The sequence below is a fragment of the Mesorhizobium sp. SEMIA396 genome (genome assembly GCF_024518615.1).
Lineage (GTDB): Bacteria > Pseudomonadota > Alphaproteobacteria > Rhizobiales > Rhizobiaceae > Mesorhizobium.
On sequence record NZ_JANIFC010000014.1, the window covers coordinates 79539 to 97228 of the forward strand.

At 64.1% G+C, this 17690-nt stretch carries 16 protein-coding genes; 11 read left to right on the forward strand and 5 right to left on the reverse strand.

Annotated elements, in window-relative coordinates:
- Positions 1-3: 3 nt before the first annotated feature.
- From NP503_RS28225 to NP503_RS28235, 3 genes are all read right to left on the reverse strand, one after another.
- Entirely contained in the window at positions 4-1383 is a 1380-nt protein-coding gene (locus tag NP503_RS28225) for an aspartate aminotransferase family protein (protein ID WP_127272619.1), read from the reverse strand.
- 38 nt (positions 1384-1421) lie between these two features.
- Entirely contained in the window at positions 1422-2915 is a 1494-nt protein-coding gene (locus NP503_RS28230; RefSeq protein WP_127269510.1) for an NAD-dependent succinate-semialdehyde dehydrogenase, read from the reverse strand.
- 415 nt (positions 2916-3330) lie between these two features.
- Positions 3331-3822: an Lrp/AsnC family transcriptional regulator gene (locus tag NP503_RS28235; RefSeq protein ID WP_127269511.1), complete on the reverse strand. Its 492-nt coding sequence runs from the start codon at positions 3820-3822 to the stop codon at positions 3331-3333.
- 81 nt (positions 3823-3903) lie between these two features.
- Between NP503_RS28235 and NP503_RS28240 the strand changes: the two genes are divergently transcribed.
- The 11 genes from NP503_RS28240 to NP503_RS28290 all read left to right on the forward strand — a co-directional run bounded on the left by NP503_RS28240 (position 3904) and on the right by NP503_RS28290 (position 14811).
- Positions 3904-5289, forward strand: coding sequence for a PLP-dependent aminotransferase family protein (locus NP503_RS28240; RefSeq protein ID WP_127272428.1), 1386 nt, complete (start codon positions 3904-3906; stop codon positions 5287-5289).
- A 272-nt stretch (positions 5290-5561) separates the two neighbouring features.
- Positions 5562-6353, forward strand: a complete 792-nt coding sequence (gene ehuA / locus NP503_RS28245) for an ectoine/hydroxyectoine ABC transporter ATP-binding protein EhuA (RefSeq protein ID WP_127271555.1) — start codon at positions 5562-5564, stop codon at positions 6351-6353.
- Between the two features lie 87 nt (positions 6354-6440).
- On the forward strand, positions 6441-7292 hold the full coding sequence (gene ehuB / locus NP503_RS28250; RefSeq protein ID WP_127272429.1) for an ectoine/hydroxyectoine ABC transporter substrate-binding protein EhuB: 852 nt from the start codon (positions 6441-6443) through the stop codon (positions 7290-7292).
- Between the two features lie 155 nt (positions 7293-7447).
- Entirely contained in the window at positions 7448-8107 is a 660-nt protein-coding gene (gene ehuC, locus NP503_RS28255; protein ID WP_013530328.1) for an ectoine/hydroxyectoine ABC transporter permease subunit EhuC, read from the forward strand.
- A gap of 34 nt (positions 8108-8141) precedes the next feature.
- On the forward strand, positions 8142-8801 hold the full coding sequence (gene ehuD, locus NP503_RS28260; RefSeq protein WP_127270574.1) for an ectoine/hydroxyectoine ABC transporter permease subunit EhuD: 660 nt from the start codon (positions 8142-8144) through the stop codon (positions 8799-8801).
- Positions 8802-8804: 3 nt separating this feature from the next.
- Positions 8805-9581, forward strand: a complete 777-nt coding sequence (eutA, locus tag NP503_RS28265; protein WP_127270572.1) for an ectoine utilization protein EutA — start codon at positions 8805-8807, stop codon at positions 9579-9581.
- 183 nt (positions 9582-9764) lie between these two features.
- A complete protein-coding gene (gene eutB, locus NP503_RS28270; protein WP_127270570.1) occupies positions 9765-10760 on the forward strand; it encodes a hydroxyectoine utilization dehydratase EutB in 996 nt (331 codons plus the stop codon).
- Positions 10757-11749 carry an ectoine utilization protein EutC gene (eutC, locus tag NP503_RS28275; RefSeq protein ID WP_127273333.1) on the forward strand — a complete coding sequence of 331 codons (993 nt, stop codon included), beginning with the start codon at positions 10757-10759 and terminating at the stop codon, positions 11747-11749. The genes eutB and eutC overlap by 4 nt, the downstream gene beginning before the upstream one ends.
- A 154-nt stretch (positions 11750-11903) precedes the next feature.
- Positions 11904-13082, forward strand: coding sequence for an ectoine hydrolase DoeA (gene doeA, locus NP503_RS28280; RefSeq protein ID WP_127271633.1), 1179 nt, complete (start codon positions 11904-11906; stop codon positions 13080-13082).
- A gap of 5 nt (positions 13083-13087) precedes the next feature.
- Positions 13088-14086 (forward strand): N(2)-acetyl-L-2,4-diaminobutanoate deacetylase DoeB, encoded by a 999-nt coding sequence (gene doeB, locus NP503_RS28285; protein WP_127272431.1) that lies wholly within the window; start codon positions 13088-13090, stop codon positions 14084-14086.
- A 470-nt stretch (positions 14087-14556) separates the two neighbouring features.
- Complete coding sequence (locus NP503_RS28290) at positions 14557-14811, forward strand: DUF768 domain-containing protein (RefSeq protein WP_127271474.1); 255 nt, start codon at positions 14557-14559, stop codon at positions 14809-14811.
- A gap of 69 nt (positions 14812-14880) precedes the next feature.
- On the opposite strand, the gene NP503_RS28295 is transcribed toward NP503_RS28290, so the two are convergent.
- Positions 14881-15999 carry a P1 family peptidase gene (locus NP503_RS28295; RefSeq protein ID WP_127273195.1) on the reverse strand — a complete coding sequence of 373 codons (1119 nt, stop codon included), beginning with the start codon at positions 15997-15999 and terminating at the stop codon, positions 14881-14883.
- A 4-nt stretch (positions 16000-16003) separates the two neighbouring features.
- Positions 16004-17635 (reverse strand): exodeoxyribonuclease VII large subunit, encoded by a 1632-nt coding sequence (gene xseA, locus NP503_RS28300; RefSeq protein WP_127272365.1) that lies wholly within the window; start codon positions 17633-17635, stop codon positions 16004-16006.
- Positions 17636-17690 lie beyond the last annotated feature (55 nt).

Below are 17690 nucleotides of genomic sequence, written 5' to 3' on the forward strand. Positions count from 1 at the left end.
ATCTCAGAGATTGGCAAACACGCTCTTCACGGCATCGGCGGTCTTCGACACGACGATGTCGGCTTCCTCGCGGGTCAGGCAGAGCGGCGGCGCGAAGCCGAGAATATCGCCCTGCGGCATGGCGCGGCCGATGACGCCGCTTGCGGCAAGTGCCGTCGCCACCTGCGGGCCGATCTTGAGCGAGGCGTCGAAGAACACCCGGTCGTCCTTGTCGGCAACGAATTCCACCGCCGCCAGCATGCCGTCGCCGCGGACGTCCCCGACATTCGTGTGGCCGCCGACCGCCTTGGCCAGTTCGGCGCGGAAATAGGCGCCGGTCTCGCGGGCATTTGTCAGCAAATCCATCTCGTCGATCAGTTCGAGATTGGCCACACCGGCGGCGACGCAGATCGGATGCGCCGAATAGGTCCAGCCATGACCGAGCGAACCGAGCTTGTCGGAGCCCTCAACCAGCACCTGCCACATCTTGTCGGCGACGATGACGCCCGACAGCGGCGCATAGGCCGAGGTCAGGCCCTTGGCGATGGTGATCAGGTCCGGCTTGATGCCGTAATGGTCGGAGCCGAACATGGTGCCCAGCCGGCCGAAGCCCGTCACCACCTCGTCGGCGACCAGAAGCACGTCGTACTTCTTCAGCACCGCCTGGATCTTTTCCCAATAGCCGGCCGGCGGCGGCACGATGCCGCCGGTGCCGAGGATCGGCTCGCCGATGAAGGCCGCGACGGTTTCCGGACCCTCAGCCAGGATCATCTCCTCGAGCTTGTCGGCGCAATGCTGAGAAAATTGCTCCTCGCTCATCGAGCGGTCGGCGCGGCGGAAATAGTAGGGCGCCTCGGTGTGCAGGATCGGTGCGCGCGGCAGGTCGAAGGCGTTGTGGAACAGGTCGAGCCCGGTCAGCGATCCAGTCATCACGCCCGAGCCGTGATAGCCGCGCCAGCGCGAAATGATCTTCTTCTTCTCCGGCCGGCCGAGCACGTTGTTGTAGTACCAGATCAGCTTGATGTTGGTTTCGTTGGCATCGGAACCGGAGAGGCCGAAATAGACGCGCGACATGCCCTGCGGCGCGCGATCGATGATCATCTTGGCCAGCGTGATCGAGGCCTCGGTGCCGTGGCCGACATAGGCGTGGTAGTAGGCGAGGTTCTTCGCCTGGGCGGCGATGGCATCGGCGATCTTCTGACGGCCGTAGCCGACATTGACACAATAGAGGCCGGCGAAGGCATCGAGGCTCTTCTTGCCATTGTTGTCCCAGACGGTGACGCCTTCACCGCCGGCCATGATGCGCGTCGGGCTTTCGCCCCGCGCATGCGTGCCCATATGGGTCGAGGGATGGAAGAAGTGGTCGCGATCCCAGGCGGCGAGTTCGTTGGACTGGTCGAGCATTCTTTTGACTCCTGACAAAACGGCGATTCCGGCGCAGCTTAAGCTACATCCAGGCAGAGATATTTGAGATCGGTGAAAGCCTCGAGTCCGTGGCGCGAGCCTTCGCGCCCGATGCCCGATTGCTTGACGCCGCCGAACGGAATCGGCGCGCCGGTGATCTTGACGCGGTTGATGGCGACCATGCCGTAGTCGAGCGCGCGGCCCATGCGCTGCTGCCGGCCGCCATTCTCGGTCACGACATAGGCAACGAGGCCATATTCGGTAGCGTTGGCGCGGGCAATCACTTCATCCTCGCTGTCGAACGGCGTCACGGCGGCAACCGGACCAAACGTCTCCTCGCGCATGATCAGTGCTTCATCGGTGACATCGGCCAGCAGCGTCGGCTGATAGAACAGTGGGCCAGCCTGGTGCCGCTTGCCGCCGGTGAGGCAGCGCGCGCCGTGAGCGATGGCATCGGCGACCTGTTCCTCGACCTTCTTGACGGCGCGCTCGTGCATCAGCGGGCCGATGTCGGTGCTATCAGCAAGGCCATTGCCGGTCCGCAACGTCTCGATACGCTTGGCGAAGGCGGCGCAGAACCGATCGTAGATCGGACGCTGGACATAGATACGGTTGGCAGCGAGGCAGTCCTGGCCCGACGTGGCGAATTTGGCGTCGATGGCGATATCAACCGCTTTGTCCAGATCGGCATCGGCAAAGACGATCAGCGGGGCGTGGCCGCCAAGCTCCATCACCAGCCGCTTCATCGTCGCAGCACTTTGCGCGGCGATCAGCCGGCCGATCTCGGTCGAGCCGGTAAAGCTCATGGCACGGACGCGCGGATCTTCGCACATCCGGCCGACGATGGTCGAAGCCTTGCCGGTGATGATGTTGAAGACGCCGGCGGGCAAGCCGGCGCGTTCGCCGAGTTCGGCCAGCGCCAGCGCCGACAGCGGTGTTTCCGAGGACGGATGCGCAACGATCGTGCAGCCGGCGGCAAGGGCTGCCGCAGCCTTGCGGGTCAGCATCGCCGACGGAAAATTCCACGGCGTGACGACGCCGACGACACCGAGCGGCTCGCGTCGCACCATCATCTCGGCGCCCGGCAGATGGCTTGTGACGCTCTCGGCATTCAAGCGTTTTGCTTCTTCGGCATACCATTCGACGAAGGAAGCGGCATAGTCGATTTCGCCCAGCGACTCCTGCAGCGGCTTGCCCTGTTCCAGCGTCATCAGCAGAGCGAGGTCTTGCTTTGCAGCGATGATCAACTCGAACCATTTCCGCAGGATTTTCGAGCGCTCCTGCGGCAACAGCGCCCGCCACGCCGGGAAGGCGCGCGCGGCGGCATCGATCGCCTTCGTCGTCTGCCGGCCGTCGAGCGCGGCGACGAAAGCGACTGTGGTGCCGGTGGCCGGGTCGGTGACTTCGAAGCTTTCGGCAGCCTCGCTCGCCGTCCAGTGGCCATCGACATAGGCGAGTTCACGCAGCAGCCGGCGGTCGGCGAGGCGATCGAGCGCTTCATGGCGATGCGAGCGGGCGAAATGCGCGGACATGGTCGAGACCTCCCGGTTCGGACTGATGCGGGAAGATTATCCGTCCCGATGCAGACAGAAAGGCTGTTTGGACAGCCCCATAGAGAGAGATTGTCTCTATTGGCCCGCGGGCGCAGATGATCTCTCTGCTGACCGGTGGGCGGCACTAAACCTGGAGATTGGCCGAAGCCTCCCCGCCTTCGTCATCCACGGGCGGAGCAGGAGCGAAGCGACGCGGCGCAGACCCGAGGATCCATGCCGTGATCTTGGTCGAGGAATGCAGCGGAGCAGAATTCTGCACCGCAGCAGCGCTTTGAAGTCGCGGCATGGATCCTGGGGTCTGCGCCGCGTCGCTGCGCTCCTTGCTTCGCCCCAGGATGACGACGTGACGGGGGTTTCGATCAGTCTCCTGGGTGTACGGTAGGGGAGATTGACCTCATGCTTGCGCCGGCAGCAGGTCGGCTATGGGCAGCGCGATCTCGTCCTTCACTGTCTTGATGACGATGTAGGTGAAGTAGCGATCGATGCCGATTTCGCGGTCGAGCAAGCCGTCGACCAGCCGCTGATAGGCGTCGATGTCGCGCGCCATCACCTTCAGCACATAGTCGACGCCGCCGCCCACCGACCAGCAGGCGACGATCTCTGGGATGTCTCGGATGACGCGCTCGAAGCGGTCGAAATCGGCCTGGCGGTGGTTGGCCAGGGTCACCTCCATCAGCACGGTGGCGACGGGTGCCACGACGCGCATGGCGATCCTGGCGTGATAGCCCGAGACGATGCCGGCCTTTTCCAGCTTGCGCAGCCGCATCCAGCACGGCGTCGGCGACAGGCCGACCTGCTCGGCCAGCGCCAGCTTGGTAATGCGTCCGTCGCGCTGGATGGCGTCGAGGATTTTCAGGTCGATCGGGTCGAGTTTCGCTGATGTCATCAGAGCTCACTTTTCGTCCGAGTACCATGACGGCGCATTATTTCGATTGTCAATTGCACTGATTTCGATCTCTAATAAGTCATGACATTGTGGCAACCCGATCCCGCACTCATCAGGCGGCCGGCATATCAATCGCTGGCCGACCAGTTCGCGCGTGCCATCCATGACGGGCGCCTGGCCAATGGTGCGCGGCTGCCGACCCATCGCAGGCTGGCCGACGATCTGAAACTTTCGGTGCAGACGGTCAGCCGCGCCTATGAGGAACTGATCCGTCGCGGCCTGATTTCGGGCGAGATCGGCCGCGGCAGCTTCGTCCAGACGCAGCGCCGCGAGCCGGAGCCGCCATATCTGCCCGAGCGGCTCGGCGAAGTCATCGACCTGTCGATCCTGAAACCGGTTTGTGAGCCGATGCATCTGGAGCGGCTGAAACAAGCACTGGGCTGGCTGGCTGAGAACCTGCCGTCGAGTTCAGCACTTTCGTTCCGGCCCAACATGGTGTTTCCGCGCCACCGCGCGGTGGCGGTCGAATGGCTGAGGCTTTGTGGCCTCGATGCATCGCCGCAGAACGTCAGCCTGACCAACGGCGCCACCGCCGGCATGACCGTGGCGCTGATGAGCGTCGCGCCGCCGGGTTCGACGGTTGCCACCGAGGCGATCGGCCACCATACGCTGGTGCCGTTGGCACGCTATCTCGGCTTCAATCTGGAAGGCCTGCCGATCGACGACAACGGCCTGATCCCGGAAGCGCTGGACGAGGCCTGCCGGCTTTCCGACATCCGCGCGGTCTTCGTGCAGCCCTCGGTGATCAACCCGACGGCGACCCTGATGGATGCGCGGCGGCGAGAAGAGATCGCCGCGGTCGCGCGCAAGCACGACATCGCCATCATCGAGAACGATGTGCTCGGTCCGCTGGTCGAAGACCGGCCGCCGCCGGTTGCCGCGTTCGCGCCGGAGCGCACGCTCTACGTCACCTCCTTCACCAAGATCACCGTGCCCGGTCTGCGCATCGGCTATCTGGCCGCGCCCGACCGCTACGTCGCCGCCGTCGCCAACCGGCATCTGGTCTCGAACTGGATGGCGACGCCGCTGGTGGCCGAGATCGCCACCAAATGGGTGACCGACGGCACGGCGATGGAGCTTGTCCACTGGCAGCGCGCGGCTTTGCGGCGCCGGCAGGATATTGCAGCGCAAGTGCTGGCGGGGGTGGACTATCGCGCCCGGCGCGACGGGTTGCATGTCTGGCTGCAACTGCCGGCCGACCGGGCTGAGGAAAGCTTTGTCGCCCAGGCTCGCCTGCAGGGCGTGGCGATTGCACCCGGCACGTCCTTCCGTATTTCGGCTGCGCCGTGGCATCCGGCGGTTCGTATCTCGCTGGGTTCGACCACCGAGGGGGAACTGCGCGCCGGCCTCGGCGTTGTCACCAAGCTTTTGCTCGGCGATCCCGAGCACCTGCTGCTCGCTATCTAGCGAGTGCGCCGCTATCCGGGTGATGCCGGCCTGCGAAAGGCAGCCTCCTGCGCTTCCGGTACTCACGTACGAAAAGTACGCTCCGTTCCGGTTCTCGGAGGCTCCCATTCTCGGCTCGGCCTGACCCGAATCCCGGCGCACTCTTCGGCACTGGTTGCTCAAGAATTGTGCGGAATGGGAAATATTGTCATGATATTATTTTTCCGATTGACATGATTTGGCGCGTTCCGCATCGTTAAGGGGCACAGGCTTCTCCAGCACGGGGAATTTATTTGTCCGCATCAGCGCCCATCATCAAGATCGACGGCATCTCGAAGAGCTTCGGCAGCTTCAAGGTGCTGGACGGCCTGTCGATGCAGGTCATGCCCGGCGAGAAGCTGGCGCTGATCGGCCCGTCGGGCTCGGGCAAGACGACGATCCTGCGCATCCTGATGACACTTGAGCGCATCGATGGCGGTCATATCCAGATCGACGGCGAGCAGCTCTACCACATGGAACGCAATGGCCAGCTGCTGCCCGCCGATGAGCGGCATCTGACAAGGATGCGGCGGAAGATCGGCATGGTGTTCCAGCTGTTCAACCTGTTTCCGCACAAATGCGTCATGGACAATGTCACGCTGGCGCCGATGCTGACCAAGGGCACGCCACGCGCCGCCGCCGAAAAGCGGGCGATGGAACTGCTCGAAATGGTCGGCATGGCCGACAAGGCCAAGTCCATGCCGGCGCAGCTATCCGGCGGGCAGAAGCAACGCGTCGCGATCGCCCGGGCACTCGCGCTGTCGCCGAAGATCATGCTGTTCGACGAGGTGACGTCGGCGCTCGATCCGGAGCTCGTCGAGGAGGTGATGAACGTCATGCGCAAACTCGCCGCCGAGACCGACATGACCATGCTGCTGGTCACCCACGAGATGGGTTTCGCCCATGATTTCGCCGACCGGGTGCTGTTCTTCGATCGTGGCAGAATCGTCGAGGAAGGCAAGCCGGACGAGATTTTCCGCAATCCCAAGCAGGAGCGCACGCAAGGCTTCCTGAAGAAGATCATCGCGGCCGGACATCGCGTCTGACCGTAATGCCGAGGCGGCAACGCCGCCATCAAAGGCGGCGAGGCCGCCCGTAACAAAAGCAAGACAAGAAACAAGGAGTTGGGAACAATGAACAAACTTGGCATTCTGGCCGGCGTTGCCGGTCTTGCACTGACGGCGGTGCTGGCCGCCTCTATCCCCGGTTCGGCCGACGACAGCAAGCTCGAACAGCTTAAGGCGCAAGGTTTCGCTCGCCTCGCCATCGCCAACGAGCCGCCCTACACGGCGGTCGCCGCCGATGGCAAGGTTTCGGGTGCCGCGCCCGATGTGGCCCGCGAGATATTCAAGCGGCTCGGCGTCGCCGACGTCGCCGCTTCGATCTCTGAATATGGCGCCATGATCCCCGGCCTGCAGGCAGGTCGCTTCGATGTCGTCACCGCCGGCCTGTTCATGAAGCCGGAACGCTGCGCCGCCGTCGTCTATTCCGAGCCGGTGCTTTGCGATGCCGAGGCGATGTTGGTGAAGAAGGGCAATCCGAAGGGCTTCAAGAGCTATGAGGATGTCGCCAAGGATACGACTGCGACCATCGGCGCGCCAGGCGGCGGCACCGAGGAGAAGCTCGCGCTCAATGCCGGCGTGCCACGCGATCGCGTCATCGTCGTGCCGGATGGCCAGAGCGGCGTGAAGATGCTCCAAGATGGTCGCATCGACGCTTATTCGCTGCCCGTCCTGTCGATCAATGATCTGGTCAAGAAGGCCAACGATCCGAACCTCGAAGTCATCGCTCCGGTGCAGGGCGCACCGGTCTATTGCGACGGCGCCGCCTTCAAGAAGGGCGATGAGGCACTGCGCGACGCCTTCGACGTAGAACTGGCCAAGATGAAGAAATCAGGCGAGTTCGCCAAGATTATCGAACCCTACGGCTTCTCGGCGGCGGCGGCGATGTCGACCAGCCGCGACAAGCTCTGCGCGGCGAAGTGATTTTTCCTTCTCCCCGTTCAACGGGGAGAAGGTGTCACGAAGTGATGGATGAGGGGCGGCGCCAAGTTCTGAGACTCTAGTGCCGCCCCTCATCTGCCTGCCGGCATCTTCTCCCCGTACGGGGAGAAGGAGCTAAACCCAACGTTGGAACGTAAATGACCCAGTGGTCCGGCTATTTCGGCCTGATATTGCAGGGAGCGCTTGTCACCATCGAGCTGACGCTGATGGGGTCGGTGCTGGCGTTGATCATGGCCTTCCTCGCCGGCATGGGGCGCGTATCGCGCTTCTTTGCGCTGCGTTGGTTGGCCACCGCCTATATCGAATTCTTCCGCGGCACCTCGATCTTCGTGCAGTTGTTCTGGGCCTATTTCGTGCTGCCCTTCATCGGCATTTCGTTGACCCCGTTGCAGGCCGGCGTGCTGGCGCTCGGCCTCAATGTCGGCGCCTACGCCGCCGAAGTCGTGCGCGGCGCCATCCAGTCGATCGGCCGCGAACAGTATGAGGCCTGCACCGCGCTCAATCTCGGGCGGTGGCAAGGCATGCGCCACATCATCCTGCCGCAGGCGCTGCTGGTGATGCTGCCGACTTTCGGCAACAACGCCATCGAATTGCTCAAGGCGACCGCCGTGGTGTCGCTGATCTCGCTCACCGACCTGACCTTCCAGGCGCAGGTGGTGCGCGCCCAGACCGGCAACACCCTGGTGCCATTCACCACCATCCTGATCATCTATTTCATCCTCGCCCTGCTCATCTCGTGGGGCGTGCGCTCGCTGGAACGACGCATGGCGCGCGGCCTCGATGGGGTGCGTGCCTGATGGCCAATTTCCTTCTGATAAATTGGGCCTGCTGATGGAATGGGATTGGAATTTCGTCTGGGAAATCATGCCGACGCTGATCCAGGGGGTGAAGATCACCATCCTGGCGACGCTGCTCGGCTCGGTGCTGGCGGCGGTCGTCGGGCTGGGCATTGCGCTGGCGCGCCGCTCGCCCAACAAAGCGCTGTCGCGCACGGTCGGCTGGGCGGCTGAATTCATCCGTGGCACGCCGCTGCTGGTGCAGCTCTATTTCATTTTCTACGTGCTGCCCGACATCGGCATCCTGTTGCCGCCGCTGGTCGCCGGTGTCATCGGGCTCGGGCTGCATTACGGCACCTACACGGCCGAGGTTTATCGTGCCGGCATCGACAATGTGCCGCGCGGCCAATGGGAGGCCGCCAAGGCATGCAATTTGAGCGCCAGTCAGACCTGGACCCACATCATCATTCCGCAGGCCATCCCGCCGATGATTCCGGCGCTCGCCAATTATTTCATCGCCATGTTCAAGGAAACGCCGCTGCTGTCGGCAATCACCGTGCTGGAACTGATGAACCAGGCCAAAAGCGTCGCCAACACCTACTATCGCTATATCGAGCCGATCACCTTGGTCGGTGCTTTCTTCCTGGTCATCAGTCTGTTTTCGGTCGTGCTGCTGCGCTGGCTGGAACGCCGCTACGGCAAGATCGAGAGGTAACCGATGAAACCCTTGCCCGAGATCAAGATCTACCCGAAACGGCCGGCGCTGGATGCACGCCCGCTCGACATGCGCATCGGCCTGATCATCCTGGCCACTGACCACACCAGCGAACCGGATTTCCGCCGCATGGTGGCGAGCGAGCGGGTCGGCGTCTATGTCGCGCGCATTCCCTATGCCAACCCGACGACGCCTGAAAACCTGCGCAAGATGCAGCCGGCGCTGACGGCGGGCGCCGCCCTGATCCTGCCGGACGAGAAGCTCGATGCCATCTGCTATTCCTGCACTTCGGCCTCGGTGGTAATCGGCGATGCCGAGATCGAGGCGGCGATCCAGGTCGCAAAGCCCGGCGTGCCGGTGGTCACACCGCCGATGGCGGGCGTGCGCGGGCTGCGTGCGCTGGGCGCAAACAAGCTCAGCATCCTCACTCCCTACACGGTCGAGACATCCAGGCCGATGGCCGCCTATTTCGCGGCGCGCGGCTTCGAGATCGTCAGCTTCACCTGCCTCGGTTTCGAGGACGACCGCGAGATGGCGCGCATCGCACCGGCAACCCTTGTCGATCTTGCGCGGGAAGCGACCGACGCCAGCGCCGATGCGCTGTTCGTGTCCTGCACGGCGCTGCGTAGCGCCCTCGCGCTCACCGGCATGGAAAAGGCGATCGGACGTCCCGTGGTGACCAGCAACCAGGCGACCGCCTGGAACTGCCTGAGATTGTGCGGGGATGAGGCGCCGCATCCTGAGTTCGGGCGGCTGATGACGTTGCCGTTGGTTCAGTAAGACGATGTCCCACATTCACGAGCGACCCCCTCTGGCCTGCCGGCCATCTCCCCCTCGAGGGGGGAGATTAGCTGCTGCCCGGCTTTCGCCAATCACCGACGTGACAGGAAGAACGGCAGCGTCGAAGCTGCCAATCTCCCCCCTCGAGGGGGAGATGGCCGGCAGGCCAGAGGGGGTCGCCCCATGACGCGCGCCGTCGCCCTAGCGGACATCCGTATCGCCCGTGACCGTATCGCTGGCAAAGTCGAGCGCACGCCGACCGTGCTGTCCCCGAGCCTATCCGAACAACTGGGCGTCCCCGTTCACCTCAAGCTCGAACACCGGCAGACCACCGGCAGCTTCAAGCTGCGTGGCGCCTCGAACGCCGTCGCCTCGTTGAACGCCGAACAGAAGGCGCGGGGCGTGGTCGCGGCCTCGACCGGCAATCATGGCCGCGCGCTGGCGCATGCGGCGAAGCTTGAGGGCATGCGCGCCGTAATCTGCATGTCGCGCCTGGTGCCCGGCAACAAGCTCGACGAGATCCGCCGGCTTGGCGCGGAGGTCCGCATTATCGGCGACAGCCAGGACGATGCCCAGCAGGAGGTCGATCGGCTGGTGGCGCAAGAGGGGCTGGTGATGCTGCCGCCCTTCGACCATCCCGACATTATCGCCGGGCAAGGCACGGTCGGGCTTGAGATAATCGGGCAGGTCCCGGATGCCGCCCTCGTTCTGGTCCAACTCTCCGGCGGTGGGCTCGCCTCAGGGGTTGCTACGGCCATCAAAGGCGTCAGCCCCCGGACAAAAGTCATCGGTGTCTCGATGGCGCGTGGCGCGGCGATGAAGGCCAGCCTCGATGCGGGCCAACCGGTATTGGTGGAAGAATTGCCGACGCTGGCGGATTCGCTCGGCGGCGGCATCGGCCTCGACAATCGGCTGACCTTCGCCATGTGCCGCGACCTGCTCGATGATGTCATCCTGCTCAGCGAAGACGAGATCGCCGCCGGAATCCGTCACGCCTATGCGCAGGAGCGCGAAATCGTCGAGGGCGCGGGCGCTGTCGGCATCGCCGCACTGCTGGCCGGCAAGGTCAGGTCGGACGGGCCGGTGGTTGTTCTGCTGTCCGGTCGCAACATCGATATGGACGCGCACCGCACAATCGTTTGCGGCGTAGCGCCATCGCTCAAGGAGCGCGCCGCATGAGCCGGATGACCATCCTTACCGAGAAAGAGTTGCGGGCGATCGTGACACTCGATCTCGATGCCGTCGCCTGCGTCGAAAACGCCTTCCGTGCGCTTGCCACTCTGCCGGTGGCGATGCCGCCGATCCTGCGGCTAGACATTCCCGAGCATCGCGGCGAGGTCGACGTGAAGACCGCCTATGTGCCCGGCATTGACGGTTTCGCCATCAAGATCAGCCCCGGCTTCTTCGACAATCCGAAGCTCGGCCTGCCCAGCGTCAACGGCATGATGGTGCTGCTGTCAGCCAAGACCGGCCTGGTCGAAGCGCTGCTGCTCGACAACGGCTATCTCACGGATATCCGAACCGCTGCTGCCGGCGCCGTCGCCGCCAAACATCTGTCGCGGCAGGACTCGTCCGTTGCCGCGATCTTCGGCGCTGGCGTCCAGGCCGGGCTGCAATTGGAAGCACTCATGCTGGTGCGGCCGATTGCCGAGGCGCGCATCTGGGCACGCGATGCGGCAAAGGCCGAGGCAACCGCCGGAGCCCTGCGCGAAAAGCTCGGCATTCTCGTGCATGCCGAGCCCGACGCGGCAAACGCGGTCGCCGGCGCCGACATCATCGTCACCACGACGCCTTCGACCGAGCCGCTGATCAAGGCCGGCTTCGTTTCCGCAGGGCAGCACATCACCGCGATGGGATCGGACGCCGAGCACAAGAACGAGATCGCGCCGGCAATCCTGCGCATGGCCGATCTCTATGCCGCTGACAGTGGCCGCCAGACAAAGCGGCTGGGTGAGCTGCATCATGCAATCGCGGCGGGCGTGATGGCCGCCGAGGAAGAGGTGACCGAACTCGGCCAGATCATCGCCGGCGCGAAACACGGACGGCGCTCGGCCAGCGACATCACCATCGCCGATCTCACCGGCACTGGCGTCCAGGACACGGCGATCGCCACGCTCGCTCGAGACCGTGCGCGGGTGGCCGGTTCCGGGGCCATCTTCGAAAGCTGATGCTGGCCGCAGGAGCATGATCCGGAAAAGTGGGAACCGGTTTTCTCGGACAAACGGTTTTCCGTTTGTCCAGAGATCACGCTCAAACAAGAACGACGAGTTGGATTCAAAGCTGATACCGGCCGCAAGGCCCAACAAACGAGGACCAAGAACAATGCAACCGAACCTGAGATTCTCGCGCGGCGAATATGCGGATCGCCTCGCCAAGACACGCAAGGCCATGGAGGCCAAGGGCGTCGATCTTCTTGTTGTCAGCGATCCTTCCAACATGGCCTGGTTGACCGGCTATGACGGCTGGTCGTTCTATGTGCACCAGGCGGTTATCGTGCCGCCTTCGGGCGAGCCGGTCTGGTACGGCCGCGGCCAGGACGCCAACGGCGCCAAGCGCACCGCTTATCTCGCGCACGACAATATCGTCGGCTATGCCGATCACTATGTGCAGTCGACCGAGCGCCACCCGATGGATTTTTTGGCCAGCGTGCTTGCGGATCGCGGCTGGGGCAAGCTGACAGTCGGCGTCGAAATGGACAATTACTGGTTCTCGGCGGCCGCCTTTGCGTCGCTGCAGAAGCATCTGCCCAATGCCCGCTTTGTCGATGCCACCGCGCTTGTCAACTGGCAGCGTGCGGTGAAGAGCCCGACCGAGATCGATTATATGCGCAAGGCGGCCCGCATCGTCGAGGCCATGCATCAGCGCATCTTCGACAAGATCGAGGTCGGCATGCGCAAATGCGATCTCGTCGCCGAAATCTATGATGCCGGCACGCGCGGCGTCGACGGTATTGGCGGCGACTATCCGGCGATCGTGCCGCTGCTGCCGTCGGGTGCCGATGCCTCGGCGCCGCATCTGACCTGGGATGACAGAGCGATGAAGCGGGGCGAGGGCACCTTCTTCGAGATTGCCGGCTGCTACAACCGCTATCACTGCCCGCTGTCGCGCACCGTCTTCCTAGGCAAGCCGACGCAGGAATTCCTCGATGCCGAGAAGGCGACGCTGGAAGGTATGGAAGCCGGGCTGGCTGCCGCGAAACCCGGCAACGCCTGCGAGGACATCGCCAACGCCTTCTTCGGTGTCCTCAAGCGATACGGTATCGTCAAGGACAACCGCACCGGCTACTCGATCGGCCTGTCCTATCCGCCGGACTGGGGCGAGCGCACGATGAGCCTGCGTCCCGGCGACCGCACCGAGCTCAAGCCCGGCATGACCTTCCATTTCATGACCGGCCTGTGGCTGGAAACGATGGGACTGGAGATCACCGAGTCCATCCTGATCACCGAAACCGGTGTGGAGTGCCTGGCCAATGTGCCGCGCAAGCTGGTGGTGAAGGATTGAGCCCGATGTCCAGCACCCGCCCGTCGCCGATCGCGCCGACCGTCGATTTCGACCGCGACGGCATTCAGCACGGTTTCCTGCGCTTGCCCTACAGCCGCGACGATTCCGCGTGGGGCTCGGTTATGATCCCGATCTGCGTCATCCGCAACGGCAACGGGCCGGCAGCGCTGCTGACCGGCGGCAACCATGGCGACGAGTATGAGGGGCCGCTGGCCCTCTACGATCTCGCCAGGACCCTCGATCCCAAGCAAGTCAGCGGCACGGTGATCATCGTGCCGGCCATGAACTATCCGGCCTTCCGTGCTGGCACGCGCACCTCGCCGATCGACAGGGGCAACATGAACCGCAGCTTTCCCGGCCGGCCGGACGGGACGGTGACCGAGAAGATCGCCGACTATTTCCAGCGTGAGCTGCTCCCCCGCGCCGACATCGTGTTCGACTTCCATTCCGGCGGCAAGACGCTGGACTTCGTGCCGTTCTGCGCCGCGCATACTTTGCCCGACAAGGCGCTGGAACAGAAAGCCTTCGACGCGGTCGCGGCCTTCGCCGCCCCGTTCTCGATGCGCATGATCGAGATCGACGCCGTCGGCATGTATGACACGGCAGCCGAGGAGATGGGCAAGGTCTTCGTCAGCACCGAGCTGGGCGGCGGCGGCACGTCGCGTGCGCAGACGGTGCGGATCGCGCGGCGCGGCATTCTCAACGTACTGCGCCATGCTGGCATTGTAGATGGTGCGGTCGAGAAGACTCGAACCCAGTGGCTCGACATGCCGTCGGGCGATTGTTTCTCCTTCGCCGAAGATGACGGCATGATCGAAACCATGGTCGATCTCGGTGAGCCCGTCGAAGAAGGCTCGGTGCTGGCGCGCATCCATTCCACCGGCCGCACCGGCATCGCCCCGCAGGAGATCCGGGCAAAAATGTCGGGCATGCTGGCGGCGCGGCATTTCCCCGGGCTGGTCAAGGCCGGCGACTGCGCGGCGGTGGTGGCTGTGCACGTCTGAGCGATTCCGCCGAGGCTTGCTCCACCCGGTTCGCGTCCATCGTCACTTGCTCTTGATCCGTTGCGGAGCCTTCGGCGCGGCGGAAAGAAGCAGCATGGCGAGCGGAGTCGACATTGCAGGAGGATGTCACTATATAGCGGCGGCTTCGACCTGCGCGCCCGAGGGCAGCACCTCGAAGCAACTGTGAATGTGTAGTGTGTTGCGCCATCTATTGTGACGGAAATCGGCTCGGAAACCGGAAAAAAGCAAATAGAAACAGTGGCGCAGCGCTGGGCGTGACCCAGCCAACGGTACCGACCCCTCCAGAATCAGAAAATGCTCTTGACCCCTCGATTTCCTATGGCTCTGTGGACCTTGGACGGCATTGGCTTGCCGGACGACCGCGACTCGGCTGGAATGGGGACATGCATCCTTTGCGGGATGTCGACGTTTGTGATTACCAACCGGCTTTGCCGCCAGGGAACAGCAGTATGAGTGAACACGCCATCGAATTCTTGCGGGGATGGATCGGCGAAAAGGTCCATTGCCAGTCCTCCCAGGCAAGGATCGACAAGCAGGCCGAAACCCTGGCCAAGGAGTGCGCCGCCGAGGCGGCCGAGGTCGGCATCCCGCTGGAGGACATCCAGGAAGAAGTCGGCGATATCCAGGAACTTATCGCATCCCGGCTTGAGGAAGCGGCCGAGGCCGAGGAAAGCCAGCAGGCCCCCGGAAAAGCCGCGGAATGATCAAAGCCGCGGAATGATCGCATAGCGGCGACGTGTTCCAGCGCGGGCTTGTGGCCCGCGTTTTTGTCTTCAGCCAAACTTCTCCTTCAGCCACGTCTTCGGCAGCGCCGGCACGAAATTCCCGTCGCGTCCGGTCATATCGTCATTGGCAACCAGCGCGTTGAGGATTGCTTCCTCCACGGTCTGGATCACTGCATCGAAAAACGGATCGATATCGGTGTCCGGAATAAAATCGGCGCTGGCGATGCGGCCGGATGGCGCCAGCGCCGCGCTCGCATTGGCGGTCGAGAAGGCGATAAAAATGTCGCCTGAACTGTGATAGCCGAAGCCGCCGGTCAAGGCGACGCCAAGCGGCACCCGTCGGGCCAGCCGCTTCATCTGATGCGGCAGGAACGGTGCGTCGGTGGCGGCGACGGCAATGATCGAGCCCTTTTCAGCACGCGGTGTGCCTTCGCGGACCGCCGGTTCGAGAAGCTCCGGCCCGGCGCGCAGGCCGCGAATGGTGATATTGCGCCGTTTTCCAAAATTAGACTGCACGAAGGCGCCGACGGTGTAGGCACGGCCTTGCCATTCGACGATGCGCGACGCCGTGCCGGAGCCGGCCTTGAAGCCGAAGGTGATCATGCCGGTGCCGCCGCCGACGCTGCCTTCCTCGATAGGCCCGCCGGCGGCACCGTCGAGAGCCTGCGCAACATGCTCTGACGTCAAATGGTGGCCGTTGATGTCGTTGAGGAAGCCGTCATAGGTCTCCGCCGCCACCGGCAGCCCCCAGCCGCTGTCGAGCGCTGCCGGCAGCACGCTTTGCATCCAGCGCAGCGTGCCGTCGCGGGAAACACCGCAGGAATGCGTGTTGGTGATGGTGATCGGGAAGTTGAAAGCGCCGGTTTCCTCGACGATGTGCGAGCCGGTCAGTTCGCCGTTTCCGTTCTGGCTGAAAATGCCGGCGAAGACCGGCGTGGCGAGGTCGGCGAGCGGCCTGGGCAGGATCGCGGTCACGCCGGTGCGCACCGGTCCCTCGCCGACGACAAGCGCGCCATCGCCCGAAATCAGCGTCGCATAGCCGACCGTCACGCCGGGCACATCGGTGATCGCGTTAAACGGTCCGGGCCGCCCATCGAAGCCGATGCCGAAATTTCGCGCGCGCGGTTTGCCCGAGGGTGTTGTCAGATGATGCGGATTGTCGGTCATGGTCTCAGAACAGGGATCCCTGATTGCCCGGCTCCTTGGCCTTGGCCGCCGGCTTGGCCACGGCTTTCGGTTTTGCCGTGCCGGTGATCGCCACCGCATCGGCGATGCCGTCGGCGAACTCGAGCGAAAGCGCCATTCCCGACGCCACCTCGGCAGCCTGCTTGATCACCGCGCCATCCGCATCCCTCACCAGCGCAAAGCCGCGCGCCAGGACGGCCTTGTGCGACAGCGACGCCATCAACCTGTCGGCCTGGACGACGCGGCCGCGCAGGCGCTCCAGCCTGAGCACCACTGCTTGCGTGCCGCGTCTCGTCAAAGCTGTCAGCAAATCCCTCTGCACGCGTTGCCGCCGTGCCGTCGGCTCGATCGTGATGCGGCCTTGCAGCATGCCCAGTTGCTGCTTGTGCCGCTGCAGCGATGCCCTGGCACATTTTGGCAATTGATCGGCCGCTCGGTTAAGCTCCGCACGCCGGGCTCTTGCCAACGCGCGCAGTGCCCCTTGTGCTCGCAAAAGATTGCGTTCGTTGGTGCGCCGCGCCTCGGCAATGCGCTGCGACAGCATTGCCGGTGTCAGCTTTACGGCAAAAAACCTTGCACGCTTGCGTTCGGTGGAGACCAACAGGCCCCGGCCGAGCCTGGATGTCGCCTCATCGAGGCGCCGGCGCGGCAGCGCCAGCAATTGATCGGGCGAGGGCAGAGCCCGGGCGGCGGCACGGACGGCCTGCCGCTTGCGTTCGAAATTGCGCAGGACCGCCGCTTTCAGCCGCGCTCCGAGGCTGGCAAGCGTCGCTTCGAGGTCCGCCTTCACCGGCACGGCGATTTCGGCCGCACCCGTCGGCGTCGGCGCCCGCACATCGGCAACGAGGTCGATCAGCGTCCAGTCGGTCTCGTGGCCGACAGCCGAGATCACCGGAATGCCGGAAGCGGCAACGGCGCGGGCGAGCGCCTCGTCGTTGAAGCCCCAGAGGTCTTCGAGGCTGCCGCCGCCGCGCGCCACGATCAGCAGATCGGGGCGCTGAATGGCGCCGTCCCAGGCCAGCGCGTTGAAGCCGTTGACCGCGGCAGTCACTTCCGCGCCTGACGTCTCGCCTTGAACACGCACCGGCCAGACCAGGATGTGCAGCGGAAAGCGGTCCTTGATGCGGTGGATGATGTCGCGGATGACGGACCCTGTCGGCGAGGTGACGACGCCGATGACGCGCGGCATGAATGGCAGCAACCGCTTGCGACCGGCATCGAACAGCCCCTCGGCCTGTAGCCGCCGCTTGCGCTCCTCCAGCAGAGCCATCAGGGCGCCGGCGCCGGCAGGCTCCAGATTGTCGATGACGATCTGGTAGTTGGACTTGCCGGGATAAGTGGTGAGCTTGCCGGTGGCGATCACCTCCATCCCCTCCTCGGGGCGGAATTTCAGCCGGCTCATCGTGCCTTTCCAGACCACGGCGTCGAGACGGGCACGGTCGTCCTTCAGCGCGAAATAAGCATGACCGGACGAATGCGGCCCGCGATAGCCTGATATTTCGCCGCGCACCCGCACATTGCCGAAAACGTCCTCGACCGTGCGCTTCAGCGCGCCGGAAATCTCGCTCACCGTATATTCGGCGGCGTTGGTGCGTGATTCGGATGCTGCTTCGCTCATCGGTCGATTGGGGAACGGTTGGGCGCCCGCGTCAAGGCGGTTGCGTCGGGCCAGC